At 68.8% G+C, this 14,812-nt stretch carries 17 protein-coding genes and 1 pseudogene; 11 read left to right on the top strand and 7 right to left on the bottom strand.

The genetic code is table 11. The features are described from left to right. Positions 1 to 6: 6 nt before the first annotated feature. Genes ACFC09_RS29410 through ACFC09_RS29420 form a run of 3 tightly spaced genes read left to right on the top strand, consistent with a single transcriptional unit; the run spans position 7 to position 2,410 of the window. Positions 7 to 129: a hypothetical protein gene (locus ACFC09_RS29410; protein WP_376533356.1), complete on the top strand. Its 123-nt coding sequence runs from the start codon at positions 7 to 9 to the stop codon at positions 127 to 129. Next, the gene (locus tag ACFC09_RS29415) at positions 129 to 1,298 is read left to right on the top strand and encodes an acyl-CoA dehydrogenase family protein (protein WP_376533357.1); all 1,170 of its coding nucleotides are present in this window, start codon (positions 129 to 131) and stop codon (positions 1,296 to 1,298) included. Before ACFC09_RS29410 ends, ACFC09_RS29415 begins: the two co-directional genes overlap by 1 nt. Continuing rightward, positions 1,298 to 2,410, top strand: coding sequence for an acyl-CoA dehydrogenase family protein (locus tag ACFC09_RS29420; protein WP_376533358.1), 1,113 nt, complete (start codon positions 1,298 to 1,300; stop codon positions 2,408 to 2,410). Before ACFC09_RS29415 ends, ACFC09_RS29420 begins: the two co-directional genes overlap by 1 nt. Before the next feature lie 35 nt (positions 2,411 to 2,445). Here the strand turns inward: ACFC09_RS29420 and ACFC09_RS29425 are convergent, their stop codons facing one another. Beyond that, the gene (locus ACFC09_RS29425) at positions 2,446 to 3,387 is read right to left on the bottom strand and encodes a helix-turn-helix domain-containing protein (protein WP_376533359.1); all 942 of its coding nucleotides are present in this window, start codon (positions 3,385 to 3,387) and stop codon (positions 2,446 to 2,448) included. Positions 3,388 to 3,515: 128 nt separating this feature from the next. Here ACFC09_RS29425 and ACFC09_RS29430 point away from each other — a divergent pair, with 128 nt between their 5' ends. Continuing rightward, positions 3,516 to 4,052 (top strand): peptidoglycan-binding protein, encoded by a 537-nt coding sequence (locus ACFC09_RS29430; protein WP_376533360.1) that lies wholly within the window; start codon positions 3,516 to 3,518, stop codon positions 4,050 to 4,052. Here the strand turns inward: ACFC09_RS29430 and ACFC09_RS29435 are convergent. Next, complete coding sequence (locus tag ACFC09_RS29435) at positions 3,977 to 4,891, bottom strand: helix-turn-helix domain-containing protein (RefSeq protein WP_376533361.1); 915 nt, start codon at positions 4,889 to 4,891, stop codon at positions 3,977 to 3,979. The genes ACFC09_RS29430 and ACFC09_RS29435 overlap by 76 nt on opposite strands. A 290-nt stretch (positions 4,892 to 5,181) precedes the next feature. On the opposite strand from ACFC09_RS29435, the gene ACFC09_RS29440 reads away from it, so the two are divergent. Next, entirely contained in the window at positions 5,182 to 5,769 is a 588-nt protein-coding gene (locus tag ACFC09_RS29440) for a hypothetical protein (protein ID WP_376533362.1), read from the top strand. Between the two features lie 240 nt (positions 5,770 to 6,009). Here the strand turns inward: ACFC09_RS29440 and ACFC09_RS29445 are convergent, their stop codons facing one another. Further along, on the bottom strand, positions 6,010 to 6,135 hold the full coding sequence (locus ACFC09_RS29445; RefSeq protein WP_376533363.1) for a hypothetical protein: 126 nt from the start codon (positions 6,133 to 6,135) through the stop codon (positions 6,010 to 6,012). 263 nt (positions 6,136 to 6,398) lie between these two features. Beyond that, positions 6,399 to 7,307 carry an alpha/beta fold hydrolase gene (locus ACFC09_RS29450; RefSeq protein WP_376533364.1) on the bottom strand — a complete coding sequence of 303 codons (909 nt, stop codon included), beginning with the start codon at positions 7,305 to 7,307 and terminating at the stop codon, positions 6,399 to 6,401. A gap of 164 nt (positions 7,308 to 7,471) precedes the next feature. Between ACFC09_RS29450 and ACFC09_RS29455 the strand changes: the two genes are divergently transcribed. Both ACFC09_RS29455 and ACFC09_RS29460 read left to right on the top strand, forming a co-directional pair. After that, positions 7,472 to 7,984, top strand: coding sequence for a CGNR zinc finger domain-containing protein (locus tag ACFC09_RS29455; protein WP_376533365.1), 513 nt, complete (start codon positions 7,472 to 7,474; stop codon positions 7,982 to 7,984). Positions 7,985 to 8,429: 445 nt separating this feature from the next. Then, positions 8,430 to 8,555, top strand: coding sequence for a hypothetical protein (locus ACFC09_RS29460; RefSeq protein ID WP_376533366.1), 126 nt, complete (start codon positions 8,430 to 8,432; stop codon positions 8,553 to 8,555). Between the two features lie 230 nt (positions 8,556 to 8,785). Here ACFC09_RS29460 and ACFC09_RS29465 read toward each other — a convergent pair whose 3' ends face one another. Both ACFC09_RS29465 and ACFC09_RS29470 read right to left on the bottom strand, forming a co-directional pair. Beyond that, entirely contained in the window at positions 8,786 to 9,394 is a 609-nt protein-coding gene (locus ACFC09_RS29465) for a hypothetical protein (RefSeq protein WP_376533367.1), read from the bottom strand. 436 nt (positions 9,395 to 9,830) lie between these two features. After that, complete coding sequence (locus tag ACFC09_RS29470) at positions 9,831 to 10,052, bottom strand: hypothetical protein (RefSeq protein ID WP_376533368.1); 222 nt, start codon at positions 10,050 to 10,052, stop codon at positions 9,831 to 9,833. 225 nt (positions 10,053 to 10,277) lie between these two features. Here ACFC09_RS29470 and ACFC09_RS29475 point away from each other — a divergent pair. Continuing rightward, positions 10,278 to 10,430: pseudogene (locus tag ACFC09_RS29475) on the top strand (arsenical-resistance protein); the annotation flags it as partial. Between the two features lie 119 nt (positions 10,431 to 10,549). Here the strand turns inward: ACFC09_RS29475 and ACFC09_RS29480 are convergent. Beyond that, positions 10,550 to 12,241 carry an FAD-binding oxidoreductase gene (locus ACFC09_RS29480; RefSeq protein WP_376533369.1) on the bottom strand — a complete coding sequence of 564 codons (1,692 nt, stop codon included), beginning with the start codon at positions 12,239 to 12,241 and terminating at the stop codon, positions 10,550 to 10,552. A 264-nt stretch (positions 12,242 to 12,505) separates the two neighbouring features. Between ACFC09_RS29480 and ACFC09_RS29485 the strand changes: the two genes are divergently transcribed. The 3 genes from ACFC09_RS29485 to ACFC09_RS29495 are packed head-to-tail and all read left to right on the top strand — an operon-like array spanning position 12,506 to position 14,807. Then, positions 12,506 to 12,952, top strand: coding sequence for a flavin reductase family protein (locus ACFC09_RS29485; RefSeq protein ID WP_376533370.1), 447 nt, complete (start codon positions 12,506 to 12,508; stop codon positions 12,950 to 12,952). Then, positions 12,949 to 13,305 (top strand): chorismate mutase, encoded by a 357-nt coding sequence (aroH, locus tag ACFC09_RS29490; RefSeq protein ID WP_376533371.1) that lies wholly within the window; start codon positions 12,949 to 12,951, stop codon positions 13,303 to 13,305. Before ACFC09_RS29485 ends, aroH begins: the two co-directional genes overlap by 4 nt. A gap of 50 nt (positions 13,306 to 13,355) precedes the next feature. Continuing rightward, a complete protein-coding gene (locus ACFC09_RS29495) occupies positions 13,356 to 14,807 on the top strand; it encodes an FAD-binding oxidoreductase (protein WP_376533372.1) in 1,452 nt (483 codons plus the stop codon). Positions 14,808 to 14,812: the final 5 nt, after the last annotated feature.

The raw sequence follows: 14,812 nt of genomic DNA on the forward strand, positions 1-14,812 counted from the left end.
GGGCGGATGTCCGCTGCCCACGAACAGGCGGTCGAGCGCCCGCAGGCACAGGACACGCACCGCGCCGAGACCACGGCGGACCCGGTCGGCGGCACGGACATGCGTGCCATGAAGGAGGACTCGGCCTGATGGACCTCGACCTCACCGTCGCCGACGACGCCTTCCGTCGCGAGGCCCGCGACTGGCTGCGCGCGCACGTCCCCGCCGAGCCGCTGCCCTCCCTGGAGACGGCGGAGGGCTTCGCCGCCCACCGGGAGTGGGAGCGCACGCTGTTCACCGACCGCTGGTCGGTGGTCTCCTGGCCGGCGGAGTACGGCGGGCGCGGCAGCTCGCTCCTGGAGTGGCTGATCTTCGAGGAGGAGTACTACGCGGCCGGTGCGCCCGGCCGGGTCGGCCAGAACGGCATCAACCTCCTCGCCCCCACCCTCTTCGAGCACGGCACCGCCGAGCAGCGCGCGCGGATCCTGCCGCCCATGGCGAGCGGCGAGGTGATCTGGGCCCAGGCGTGGTCGGAACCGGAGTCGGGCTCCGACCTGGCCTCGCTGCGCTCCACGGCCGTCCGTACCGAGAGCGGCTGGCTGCTCAGCGGGCAGAAGACCTGGTCGTCGCGGGCCGCCTTCGCGGACCGCGCCTTCGGCCTGTTCCGCAGCGACCCGGACGCGGACAGGCCGCACCGGGGTCTGACGTACCTGATGTTCCCGCTGGACGCCGACGGTGTGACCGTACGGCCCATCGGCCGGCTCGACGGCAAGCCCGCCTTCGCCGAACTCTTCCTCGACGAGGTCTTCGTGCCCGACGAAGACGTGATCGGCGCACCCGGTCAGGGCTGGCGGGCCGCGATGAGCACGGCCGGCAACGAACGCGGTCTGACCCTGCGCAGTCCGGGCCGTTTCACGGCCGCCGCCGAGCGGCTCACCGCGCTGTGGCGCTCCGCCGCGGACCCGGCCGACACCGCCCTGCGCGACCGCGTGGCCGACGCGGTCGTCGCGGCCCGCGCCTACCAGTTGTTCGCCTACGCGAGCGTCTCCAGGATCGCGGCGGGAGAGGCGATCGGCGCCGAGTCCAGCCTCAACAAGGTCTTCTGGTCGGAACTGGACATCGCGCTGCACGAGACCGCCCTCGACCTGCTGGGGTCCTACGGTGAGTTGTCCGACGGGGCCGCGGACGCCCCGGCGCACGGCGGCTGGGCCGAGGGACACACCTTCTCCCTCGCGGGCCCCATCTACGCGGGCACCAACGAGATCCAGCGGGACATCATCGCCGAGCGGCTGCTCGGCCTGCCGAAGGGACGCCGGTGATGCGGTTCCTCCTGACCGACGAGCAGCGGGAGTTCAGCCGGGCGCTGGACGGCATGCTGGCGGCGTCCGGGACTCCCACCGTCGTACGGGCCTGGGCCGCCGGTGACACCGCACCGGGGCGCGCGCTGTGGTCGAGGCTCGCCGCCGCGGGCGTCTTCGCCCTCGCCGTGCCGGAGCGCCACGGCGGAGTCGGCCCCCTGCCGGTCGAACTGGTCGTCGCCTTCACCGAACTGGGCCGTCACGCGGTGCCGGGCCCGCTGGTGGAGACGGTGGCGGCGGCGGCCTTCCTGGACCGGCTCGACGACGAGGCGGCGGCCGCCGCCTGGCTCCCGGCCATCGCCACGGGCGAGTCGGTCGTCTCCTTCGCGCTGCACGCCCCCTACGCGCTGGACGCCGCGACGGCGGACGGCGTGTTCGCCGTCGACGGCGACACCGTCCGCCTCGCGGAGTCGGCGGGTGCCGTCCAGCCGTCCACCGACCCGGCCCGCCGACTCGCGCGTCCGCTGGGCGGCGCCGTCCTCGCCCGGGGCCCCGCCGTGACGGCGGCCGCCCGGTACGCCACGCACGCCGCCCGGCTGGCGACCGCGGCGCAGTCCCTCGGGGTGGGACGCACGCTGCTCGCGCACACCGTCGACCACGTCGGACAGCGCACCCAGTTCGGGGCCGTGATCGGTTCCTTCCAGGCGGTCAAGCACCGACTGGCCGACACCCTGATCGCACTGGAGTTCGCCCAGCCGCTGGTCCACTCCGCCGCGCTCGCCCTGGCCGCGGACGATCCGTCCGCCGGCCGCGAGATCGCCGCGGCGAAGGTCGCCGCGGGGGAGGCGGCCTACGGCGCGGCGCGCACGGCGCTGCACCTGCACGGCGCTCTCGGCTACACCGACGAACTCGACCTCTCCCTGTGGATCCGCAAGGCGCGACCCCTGCGGGACGCCTGGGGAACCCCCGCCGTGTGCCGCGGCCGGGTCCTCGCCGGACTCGCCCCGACAACCGAACCCGTTCGCGTACCCGTACCCGTACCCGTACCCGTACCCGCACCCGCACCCGCACCCGCACCCGCACCCGCACCCGCACCCGCACCCGCACCCGCACCCGAGGAGACCGAGTCGTGAGCGGGCGGTTCCGCTCACCCGCTCCCGCCCTGGTCTCACCTGCCGGGTGAGGAGGGCGAAACGGAGACGGGCGGATCGGGAGGCGGGGTGAGCCGGATCGTGCCACCCGGCTTCGTGCAGCCGTGGGCACCGGAGGTGAGGACGGTGCAGGCCCTGGCGTCGGACGGGGTGTCGGCCCCGATCATCGGGCTGTAGACGTCGGTGTCGTAGTGCACCCTGTCCTGCTCGGTCTTGCCGCTCGCACCCACGACTCGGGCGACGTCGCCCACGCCTCCCCAACTGATCCGTGCCCAGGCCGCCTTGCAGGAGTCGCTGTAGCGCAGCTCCACGTAGACGCCGTCGATCCTGGTGAGGGCGGAGGTCCACGGGTCACCGCACCCTTGTGCCTTCGGGTCCATGCCGGTGCAACTCTGCTCGAAACAACTGACGTGGAGCGGCTTCCTGCCGGAACCGCCCGTGGCTGCGGGCCGTTCGGAAACCGCCGAGGCGTTCGTACGGTGCGTCGTCCACAGGGCGATGGCGGTCCCACCGACGACGAGCACCAGGACAGCGGCAAGCACGATCCACCTGCGGGTGGGCCGGCCGGTCCACAGCTTGCGCGACCCGGCGGACCCGGGCGGCGCGACGGAGGCGGGGTCCTCCCCTCGCATCGGCCCCGGCCCTGGCCCTGACCTTGGCCCCGGCCCCGGCCCCGGCCCCGGCGAGTCCTGCCGGTTCCAGGCCCGTGCCGCCAGTTCCCACTGCGCGGCGAGCCGGGCCGGATCCGCGCCGACCAGCCGGCCCAAGGCATCTACGGCCTGCCGGGGAGGCACTGACTTGCCGTTGAGGTACCGCTCCCATGACGACTTGCTGTGCAATGTACGTTCGGCCAGCGCCGCCAAGCTCAGACCGCTGCGGTCCTTGAGCCGGCGCAACTGCTCGACGAGGGCTCGTGCGTCCGGGTCAAGAGTGTCGGGCAGCGGTTTCCACTCAGCCATGTTCTCCCTCGGTCACTCTCCCCACCCTGGCGGAGCCTTGAGCGCATCCGCCAGAGGGGGATCGCGCCAAAGCCGTAAGTAATGGCAAAACCGTGACGGAGGACCGGGGATCGGGGTATTACACGTCCATGGAATCGTCCGGCGGCGCCAGCCGACGAAACGCCCTGGCGGCCGTCGTCCGTCTGGTCGCCGTGGCCGCGACGTGTGCCGCGAGCGCGGCGCCCACCACGGGCACACCACCCGCCGACCGCCCGGCGTACGTCACCGGCTCCGGTGCCTATGCCGACGATTGGAGTGACGAACCGCTCCTGGGGCCGGGCGGAACGCCGCGCAGCGATCTGATCGGGCTGTGGCAGGCGATCCTCTGGGCGGACGGCTATCTGCCCGGTTCCGGGATCACGTGCGCGTTCGACGCCGCCACGAGCGGCGCGACCCAGACCTGGCAGGCGAACCACGGCCTGGGCGCCGACGGGATCGTCGGCGCGGCGACGTTCGGCTTCGCGGCCCGGCGGCTCGTCTCGACACCGCCCTGGACGGCCTACCGCGGCGAGAAGTACACCCTGCCCCTGCGCCGTGGTCGAGGCGGGATCTACGAGGTGTACGACGCCGGCCGCTTCCACGTGTTGCGGACGGATGCGGTCACCCTGGCGAGTTGCCGCCGCTGACCGACCGGTTCCACCCAGCTGTCCGTCTGAGTCACGCAGAGCTGATGACGGTTCGAGATGACCAGGCAGGCCAGCGCTCCCCCTGAAGGGGCCACGGTCATCGCGGTACGCGAGGCGCCGGGACGCGCCTGCTGGGGCGCGGCGCCCTGGGCGGTGACGAGCAGCCGCTCGGTTCCCCGGGCCGGTTCCGCCTCGGCCCACATCGCGTGGCAGGACGGGCTCTGCCGGAGCGTGAGGACGGTGCCGTAGGCGCGTAGCGCGTGCACGACCGTGCTGAAGCGGTCGCACCCCTCCCGGTAGGGATCATGCCCCTGGCAGCCCTGGTCCCGGCCGCCCACACCCACCGACGTGGCTTCCAACGACCGCAACGGCCAGGGCCACGTCGGCGCACCCGCCGGTGCCCCACGCGGTACGGCCGCTCCCCCGCGGCCACCGGTCCACGGCTGGACGAGGGCCACCACGACGAGCAGCACGCCGGCCCCGAGGACGGCACCGGCGATCACCGTCCTTCGGCTCACGACGGTGCCGACCGCTCTCCGAGAACCCCTGGAACCTCTCGCGCTCTGCGCCGGTCCGGCAGTGAGCACGTCCCCGTCGGCTGTCTCGCCCCGGTCACCGGTCCCGTCCTGCCAGGCGATCGCCGCCGACTCCCAGAGAACGCGCAGACGTCCACGGTCGGCCTCGGCGAGCCGGCCGAGCAGTTCGACCGCCTGCCAAGGGGGCAGCTTGCGCCCGTTGAGGTAGCAGTGCCAGGAGGTGGTGCTGTACGCGGTCTTGGTGGCGAGCGAGGCGAGGCCAAGTCCCGCGCGGTCCTTGTACAGCCGCAGCTCCTCGACCAACCTTCATGTCTGGGGCGGGAGTTCACCCGGCAGTGGCTGCCATCGGCTCATCATCGCCCCTCACCGGCTTCGACTTCCCAACCCCACCACTGTCCCACCCGGCGTCCCGCGCTGTCCCGGCACTTCACCAGACGGCTCGGTCTTCCCGCAGGTCATCGCGTGGAACGTCCCGGGTTTTTCCCGCTGCCCCGGTCTCTGTGGCGGGATGCGGGACGGGCCCAGCACCGTCGATGACGCAAGGACGCGACATCGCTCGACCGAAGTACGCAAACGGGGAGGTTCCAAGAATCATGAACACGCGCAGGAACACCGCCAGGAAGAGGCTTGCCCTCGCCACTGCCGCCGTCGCGCTCGGCACGGGACTGGCCGTCGCCCCCTCGGCAACCGCCGCGACGAGCGGCATGAACCCCCATGCCGTCCCGCTCGGCGCGGCCCAGGCGTCCGCTGCGAACGCGCGCATCGCCATGCAGGTCGAGGCGGGCAATCCAGCGGTCAAATCCCTGGCGGAGAAGCACGGCTGGAAGTACAAGACCTACCAGGCCACGGCCTGCTACGGCTACAAGCACCCCTTCTGGGGGAAGGTTCGCCACACCGCCGGCTGCGACGTCGCCCACTTCTCCCTCTCTGGCGAGGTCGCCTACAACGGCAAGCAGGCATGGGGCCAGTGGATCAGCTACGGCACCGGCCACGCCTACGGCGTATCCGTCAAGAAGACCTGGCTCGGGTACTGGAACAACGGCGCGAAGAAGCATCCCTACTACATGGACCTCGGCGCCAACGGTCACGTGAGCGTCAAGTTCTGGGAGAGCCACGACTTCTATCTACGCATCGACGTCCATCGCAACGGCACCGCGGGGCTCCGCGGCGGCAAGGCATAGGCCGGGCGACCTCACGGGCCGGCAGACGGCGGAGCGGGAGAGGCAGATCACCCTGCCTCTCCCGCTCCGCCGCGCGAACGTAGCTTGGCAACATTCCTACCGTCGGCGGCCGGCTCCACCCGTGATCCGCCTTCTGGTTGCTCGTCCGAGCCGGTGGCCGACGGCGGTACCCCGACGACGAAGAACAGAAAGTTGGTCTTGGCCGAAAGGCCACGGAAGCCGTCGGGGAACATCGGTCGCTCACGTCGACCGCGTGCAGGGCCGCGTCGTCACCGAGTACGCCTCGGCGAAGCTGTCGTAGTCGTTCGCCTGGGCCGGATCCGCAGACCGGGCGATGCTCTCCGGCACATCCGCTGTGTGTTCCATCGGCGCAGCCTGGTCCTGGCATGATCCACCGGACGGGTCCCAGGAAACGCTACGGAGGCGAGCGTGCGGCTGCCGACCGAAATACCCGGGCCTCTCCCCGGGGCCATCTCGCACAACCCGGGCGGACAACCGCACCGAAGCGGCCGACGACCCGCCCGACCGCGAGCGACCGTCGATCACCGGTGCCCCGCCCTGGGGCATGATCATCCCCGGGCGGGGCGGCGGTGCATACAGGAAGCCCAGCTCAGGGCGCCCATGCCGCCTCAGGCTTCTCGGCCGGCGCTCGTCCGACGTCCCGAGTGTCCGGCGGTGACACGGGCGAGGAAGTCGCGGATGTATTCGGTGATGGTCTCAAGGTGGCTTTCCAGGGCGAAGTGCCCCGACTCAAGCAGGTGGATCTCGGCAGCCGGCAGGTCCTGGCCGAACGCCGTCGCGCCGTCGGGGCCGAAGATCTCGTCGCCCGCCCCCCAGACCGCCAGCAGCGGTACCTGGGAGTCACGGAAGTACTGGTGGACCTGCGGATAGAGGTCCACGTTGGTGACGTAGTCGCGGAACAGCCTGAGCTGGATCTCGGCGTTGCCGGGGCGATCCAGCAGCGCCTGGTCGTGAACCCAGTTGTCCGGGCTGACCAGGCTGGGGTCGGCGACGCCGTTCACATACTGCCAGCGGGTGATCTCGGGCGTGAGGGCGGCGCGCAGCGGGGCTTCGGTGTCCGGTCCCGGTGACTTGGCGTACGCGAAGACACCGTCCCAGAAAGGTTTGACGAAGCCCTCTTCATAGGCGTTGCCGTTCTGGCTGATGATCGCGGTGATGCGGTCCGGTGCCTGAACGGCCAGCCGCCAGCCGATGGGGGCGCCGTAGTCCTGCACATACATGGCGAACCGGTCGATGCCCAGCTTCTTCAGCAGGCCGGAGGTGATCTCGGTGAGGGCGTCGAAGGTGTACGGGAAGTCCTCCGGAGCGGGCATCGCCGAGTGGCCGAATCCGATGTGGTCGGGAGCGATCACGTGGTAGCTGTCGGCAAGCGCCGGGATCAGGTGGCGGAACATGTGTGAGCTGGTCGGGAAGCCGTGGAGAAGAACCACAGCGGGCGCTTTCGGATCGCCGGCCTCCCGGTAGAAGACCTCAAGACCGTTGACAGTGGCGGTGCGGTGATGGACTGCGTGGACCATGCCTCTAACCTCCTTCTCGCTCTCTGGTGGTTATACATTCAGTCGAACACACGCAATCTATCCAGTCAAGACGTGTTTACTGGTTAGGCATGAGCTGCGGGCACCCGGGGGAAGGCGGCTGATGTAACCTGCTAGGCGAGGCGAATCGGTTAGGAGGTGTGAGGGTGAGCGGCCAGGAACGACAGGACACACTGCTTGAACTCCTCAACAGCACGCCCGTGATCAACGGCGTCGTCCAGGATCAGCTGGCAGATCCGAAAGCGGCCAGGTCCTGGCAGCAGATCCACGGCGGCACCGGAACCCCTGCCGAACTCCGCCACCTCATGCAAGCACGCGCCGCCCTCCAGGACGTGATACGCGGAAGCCGACCCGCCACGTCCCTGGCTCCCCTCCTGAAAGACGTCATCTCCCGCCCCTACCCCTCACCCACGGGGGTGTCGTGGGAGCTGGACGCCCCCGCGGAGCGCCGGATGGCGATAGAGGCGGTCATGGCATGGAGCGCGGTGCAGCAGATGACGCCCGGCCGACTACGGCCGTGCGCCAATGCGGAATGCCGCCTGTTCCTCATCGATCGCAGCAAGACGAACAAGGCCCGCTGGTGCTCGATGGCAGTCTGCGGCAACCGCATGAAGGCAAGGCGCCACTACCAGCGCACCCGCGACACCACAGGCGAGTAACCCGTACGACGGACACCCGGGGGTCGGCACAAGCCGATCCACGTGGGCTCGTGTCCGCGGCGGAACACGCGACGAGCCACGAGGAACCGGCATGACCTTCGACCCCCGGCCAGGGCTTCGGCGTAGTCGGCGGGCATCCGTTTCGTGACCACTTGCGGTGAAGGGAGCGCGAGCGGACGGTTCCTGTCTCATGTCCATTGCGCCTCGGTGGCCTGCGTCTCCGCGCACCGTCGGGCGGAGCCAGCCGACGGTGCCGGGGGTTGGTCCCCTGCGTGGCTGATGAGACAGGTGCACATGCGGACGACGCTCGTGCATGGGATGAGCGGCCGGGCTGGGTGGTCGGGCTGACAGCAGATGATCCGGCTGCGAGGGGTGCGGCACGCGCCGGCCGTCGTCCTCGACCTGACCGCGTGCGCGGTGGCGGACCGACAGCGCACCCCGCGCTATGGCGACCTGGCGCAACCTCGCGGTCGGCGCCCTGCGACTGAACGGCGCGAAGAACATCACCTCCGGCCGTCGCCGCAATGCGCGTGACGCCCGCCGACCCCTCACGCTCCTCGGCCTCGCCTGAGCACGAAGTCGACGTCACTCGACCACGCCGAAGCCCTGAGGGTTGTCGCAGAATCACTTCAGGCTTTGATCCTGGTTAGGCGGGCTGTCTCGCGAGGTCATCGAGTGGAATGGCGCTTCGGCGTCCGTGAGTTATTTTCCGACGGCTCCCTGGGCCGCTCAGGGGTCGACCGGGTCCGGCGCATGCGTTCTCGGCGTTCCCTCAGGCCGAAACCGAAAGGTAACGCCGCCTCAGATGGTCGGGGTGTCGTCAACAACCGGCCTGTGAACCTCAACGACCGGCTTCCACCCCGCGGAGAACTCGATGAAGTCTGCACGGGTGGGGTAGGTGTCGATCGCGCGACGGTCGCGCTTGGGGCTGTCGCTCCCCTTGCGCCCCCGGGGAATCTGCTCCTCGAAGATGTCGACCTTCACGTCGGGAACTTCCTTGAGGCCCTGGCGCCAGATCTGCACGACGTCGGCGCCGAACGCCTGCCGGGCCGCAGCGTAAAGGGCCGTGAGGGCCCCCTTGTCCCCACCAGGGACGAAAAGTGCCAGGTCCAGCACGACACCGGCGGACTGGAGGACCTCGATGGTCACCGAGCCGTTCTCGTCAGCCAAGTAGATTCCGGCTTCGTTCTCGTCGCCGGGAAGGCAGGAGACCTCTTCCTGGAATACGGTTCTCGCCGTGATCGAGCCGCCCTCGAAATCCTCTCCGGACTTGATCAGAAAAGCAGGGACATAGCAGTCGGGAAGCTTGAGTTCTGCCGTGTCGGCGGAAACGAAGATCCTGTCCTTCACGCCGAGCTTCGTCACCTCTTCCAGCGAGAGGCGGCGAGCGGCAATCTTCTCCGTGTTCACGATTTCCCTTTCAGGTTGCACTGTCCCTCCGAACAAGGACGCTACCACGAAACCCAGAGGTCAACTGCCCAGTAATCTTTGGGTGAATGACCTCCGACGACCTGCACGAGAGGATATCGAAGCGAGTGCCACTCGGTAGGGAACACGCATCCGCCAGGTAGTGTCCCCCGTCATGGTGTTGGGGATCAACTGACAGTTGCATTTCGGTGCGTTGGGTAGCATGGAGGAACTAAACGAGAATTTAGGGTAGATATCGCCCATATCGCCTTCGGAGAGGTGGAGGCGAGGTAAGGCGATCCATTCGTCGTGCATCTCGAAGAGCGCATCGGAAACCAACCGGATGGCCGCAGATCCCACTGCAGGACAGGACCTGTGTGACCGGTCACGGCCGCCAGGAGATCCGCCGGCTGAAGGTGTGATCTATCGAGTGGTGGAGCTATCCCTTGACCGGATCGGCGCCGGGCTGCTTGACGATTCGGTCACCGACCGCAATCGACTTCCAGAGCCGTCCGCTGATCCGCAGCTTCGTGGACTGTCCGTCGGCGAGGCGGACTTCGACGAAGTGGTACAGATTTGAACCGTCGAGCATGCCCCGGAACTTGTCGGTAACGACGCCTTCCCAGGATTCGCTCCGCCCTGCTTTGCGGGATGTGAACATGTTGTGGAGTCTATGAGGATCGGCCACCGACCCCGCAGTGCCCCGTCGCATGTCCTCGGGATGACAGTTGTCATGCCGGTGCACTCGAACCGTTCGGGTGTGCCTCCTCCGAGCTGGGCGGCGGAACCCCACCGGCGGAGTCAGGGCCTCGTGGTGTGCTCGGCCGGAACACCGGCACTCACCGCGGTCGACGGCTTCGCGGTCCGCACGATCGCGGAGTGCATCGGTATCCTGCTCACCGGCGAATTCCTCACGCGCAGCCTCGGCGAGAAGGCCAGGGGCCGCACCCGGTACGAGACGAAGCTCGTCCCGCGCATCGGTCCGTTCGGCCTCTACGGACTGCCGTTCACCATCGTGGTGCGCTTCGTGCTCCAAGGCACTCCGAATCGGTGACGCCGTGGACGGTCGGTACGCCGCGGCCGGCCCCGCGCTGAACACCGGGGCCGGCCCGGAACCGGGTAGCGGAGGGGGCCTGCGCGTCCGGCCCCCTGGTGGTGCTACCGGCCGGAAGTCCATCGCTTGGGGACGATCGACATCGAGTGGTGGAACACGTTGGCCGGGTCGTAGGCCGCCTTGATCCGCTGGAGGCGGGCGTAGTTGTCCTTGTAGAACAGCTCGGTCCAGGGGATGCCCGAGGTGTTGAACTCGGGCTTGGTGAGGTCGACGTCCGGATAGTTGATGTAGCAACCGTCGGTCACGCCGTTGGTCGCCGGGACGCCTTGCGTCTCGGCGTAGAAGTCCGCGTACCAGTCGCGGAGGAACTTCAGGTAGTGCGCGTCGTCCTGCTCGTCGGACCAGATGCACTGGAACATCGCCTTGAAGCCCGAGTCCCGTTGCGGAATGGCCCTGGCGTCGGCGGCCAGTTCGTTGATCTTCCCGCCGAAGGAGAACAGCACCAGCGCGGTCTCATCGTTCGTGAGGTCGTCACGGGAGAGGAACTTGAAGGCGCTGCGCAGTTGGTGTTCGGTGAAGTTCTCGCGGAAGTAGCCGTTCTTGAAGCCGATGCGTGCCGTGGGGTTCGCCCCGGTGGGGTCGGAGGCTCCGAGCATGCGCACCGCCCGCAGCCAGGGCAGCTCCGTCGGCTCGAAAATGCCAGGCATCGCGGCGAGTTCGCCGGACGCCTTCGTCATGGGTACCGGGGTGATCCCGGTGTCCTTCTGGAGCGCCGCGAGATAGGTGTCGAGCTTCTCCCGGGCGTCGGGGACGGTCGCGTCCGTTTGACTGTAGAGGGACAAACCCCCGTGGTGCTTAAAGTTTACGTTGAACAAAGAACAGATGTCCCGGTAGGGGGAGTCCGGGTGTTTGTTGGCCTCGTGCCAGGCCCCGTAGTTCAAAAGGAGCCTTACGAAACCGTCTTCCGTGATCTGGTCCCATGGGAAGTGCAGCGCGCTGACCAACACCGTGCCGGGTGGGGAAACGAGCTGGTCCGACGGATTGTTGCCCTTCGCGCCCGGGGTACGGAACCAGTATTTGGTCACCAGGCCGAAGTTTCCTCCCCCGCCGCCGGTGTGCGCCCACCACAGTTCCCGATGCGGATCGTCCGCTTCCCGGGTAGCGACAATGGTACGTACGCCCTTGCGCGCGTCGACCGTGGTGACCTCCACGGCGTAGAGATGGTCGACGACCAGTCCGAGGGACCGGGAGAGCATTCCGTAGCCGCCGCCCGCGACATGTCCGCCGACGCCCACGGAATGGCAAACTCCACCCGGCAGCGTCACCCCCCAGCCCTTGTAAAGGGCCTGGTAGACGTTGGATAACTGGGCCCCGGGCTCGACAGAGAATGCCCGCATGCGCACGTCGTAGTCGACGTGGTTCATTTCGGAGAAGTCGAGGACGATCTGGACTTCGGGGTTGTAGGTGAAGTTCTCCAGGCAATGCCCACCGGAGCGAACGGATATTCGCTTGCCGGAGCGCACCGCGTCGGACAGGGCGCCTCTGGCGTCGGCCGCGGAGCGGATCATCTTGATGGCTTCGGGGCTGCCGAGAAAGCGCTGGTTGGAGCCCTTGATCAGGGCCGGGTAGCGGGGGTCGCCGGGCGTGATCACGGGGCCCGCGGCAGGGAACGAGGGGGTTGCTCGGGCCTCGCCCGAGGCGGCCACGACGCCCGCCGTCGCGGCGGTCGTGACGCCCGCGGCAACCGCTGCGGAACGGATGAGGAGTTCTCGACGATCTACGTGGTTGCTGTTCACTCAAGTGATGCTAACAGCCTCGGAGTTGGAGGCTGGGGAGAAAATAGGGGGTGGTGCCCATGCTTCGGGTCTGATAGATTCGGCATTAGTGGACTGATTGTTTCAAAAAGATGTCGGCTCATTTCTTGATCACTCGGGAGACCGGGACTCGCCGTCACACTGGTCGAACTACAAGCATTTGGGTCCTCGATACAGGAAGGAACGTTGAGGATGCCTGGGATTGCGCCTAGTTGCGCCCCCGCCGAACCCGACTTACGTTCTGTCATGCGGCTGTTCCCCACGGGAGTGGCTGTGCTCTCCGCAGGTCGCGACGAAGCGGCCGTAGCGACGACCATCAACTCACTCACCTCCGTCACCCTGGACCCTCCGACGGTTCTGGTGTCGTTGCAGGTGAATTCGCGAGCGCACACAGTGGCGTTCGCCACACGGGAGTTCTGTCTGAGCTTCCTCTCCGGCCGGCAGGCCGACCTCGCGGCTGTCTTCGCCGCCAAGAACAAGCCCACCGGCAGGGATCTGGCCCCGCACTTCACGGCGAACTGCCACGGGCATCTCATTCTCGACGGAGCGATCGCCACCCTGCACTGTGCCGTGACCACCGTCCACCGCGAGGCAGACCACTGTCTGTTTCTCGGTCGTGTCACCGCCACTTATCCCGGCGAAACCACACAGGGCACGTTGCTGTTTCATCAAGGCCGCATGGCCACAGCGTGAAGCACATCCTCTCGCGTGCAATTCGCGGCGCCATCGGTGTCGCCAAGAATTCACCTGACGATATCGCGCACGCCACCGTCACCCTCGTCGAAGCGGTGCTGCGGCAAAACACCCTGGAGCCGTCCGACGTCGAGGCACTGATCTTCACGATGACCCCCGATCTGACGGCGAACATCCCACCCCTCGTCCTGGCCGAAAAAGGCGTGCTCGACGTGCCGTGCCTGTGCACGGCGGAGCCGCACTGGGACGGGGAGATGCCGCGGGTGATCAGACTGATGGCCTTCGTCCACCGGGAACGGAACACACCCGTCGAGCACGTCTACCTGAACGGCGCGGCACCCACGAGGCCCTGACCCGGCCCCGGCTCGCGCCCGCTTCCACTGTCCGAGGAGGAAGTCCTCACATGCCCGAAAACGCGCTGGCGACGGCGCTGCGGGAGTCCGCACGCCTCTTAGGCGAGGACAGCGCACGCATCCTGCGCCCGGACCAGCCGGGGGTGAACGTGTCCATGTTCGAGCCCCGGCGTGTTGCGGCCGTCATCCGCCCCGCCCGAGCCGACCAGGTCCCCGGCATCGTGCGCGCCTTCGCCCACCCCGACGCGCCGCCGCTGCATGCCGTCTCCACCGGCAGGAACTGGGGGCTCGGCTCCCGCGAAGCCGCCGACCACGGCACGGTCCGGGTCGAACTCGACGACCTCGACCGGATCCGGGACCTCGACACCGACCACGGATGGGCCGTCATCGAGCCCGGTGTCACCCAACTCCACCTGTCGTCCCGACTGGCGGGCGGCCCGCGCATGCTCAACGTCACCGCCTCCTCCGGACACACCAGCGTCCTCGGCAACGCCCTCGACCGCGGCGTCGGCCTGCGCAGACAGCGCACCGCCGACCTGGCAGGTCTGGAGGTCGTACTGCCGGACGGTGAACTCCTCCACGTCGGCTGGTGGCCGCGCCGGGACACGGCCACCGCGCCCAACCCGCACGGCCTCGGCCCCTCGCTGCTCCACCTGTTCACCCAGTCGTCCCTGGGCATCGTCACCGCCGGTGTCGTACGGCTGCTGCCCCGCCCCGAGGTCCAGCGCGTCGTCCGCCTCACCTTCGGCCACGACCACCTCGGCCCCGCCGTCGACGAACTCCGCCGCTGGCACGCGCAGGGCCTCGTCCACGGCGTACTGAAGATCTACGACACCACCTCCGCCACCTCCTACGGGACCGACAGCGGCCGAGGAGGCTACCTGGCGCACCTCTCCCTCGGCGGCACCGCCACCGTCGTCGACGCGCTGACCGAGGGCGTCTTCGAACTGGCCGAGGCGTCAAAACTGTTCACGAGTGTCGCGCGCTCCGACAAGGAGCCGCCGGCCGAGGACGACATCGTCTCCCGCGTCGTCCAGCACGGCTACGCGGGCAGCGTGGCCCACCACGAGGAGATGCTCCGCTCGGCGGTCGGACAGCACGCGGCGCGGGTCGACCAGGACGGCGGCGGCTGGCTCTTCTTCCTCCCGCTGGTCCCCTACAGCGGGGAGCACGTCACCGCCGCCCTGGGCCTGCTCGACCGCGTCCACGCCGAGACCGGCATCCGGCCCGGAGCCACCGTGAACGCGCTCGACCCCGACGTCATCGACCTCGTCGTCTCGCTCAGGTTCGCCCGGACACACGAGGAGACCGTCCGCGCCCACACCGCGCTCGATCTGCTCCACGAACTCTTCACCTCCGCCGGCTACCTGCCCTACCGCCTCGACATCGACCACGCGCGGTGGACCGAGCGCCTGCTCGACCCCGCCGCCCTCGCCCTCAGCCGCCGCCTGCGCGAAGTCGTCGACCCCCACCACGTCATCGCCCCCGGGCGCTACGCATAGACGGG

It is taken from the genome of Streptomyces sp. NPDC056161, from assembly GCF_042268025.1.
GTDB lineage: Bacteria > Actinomycetota > Actinomycetes > Streptomycetales > Streptomycetaceae > Streptomyces.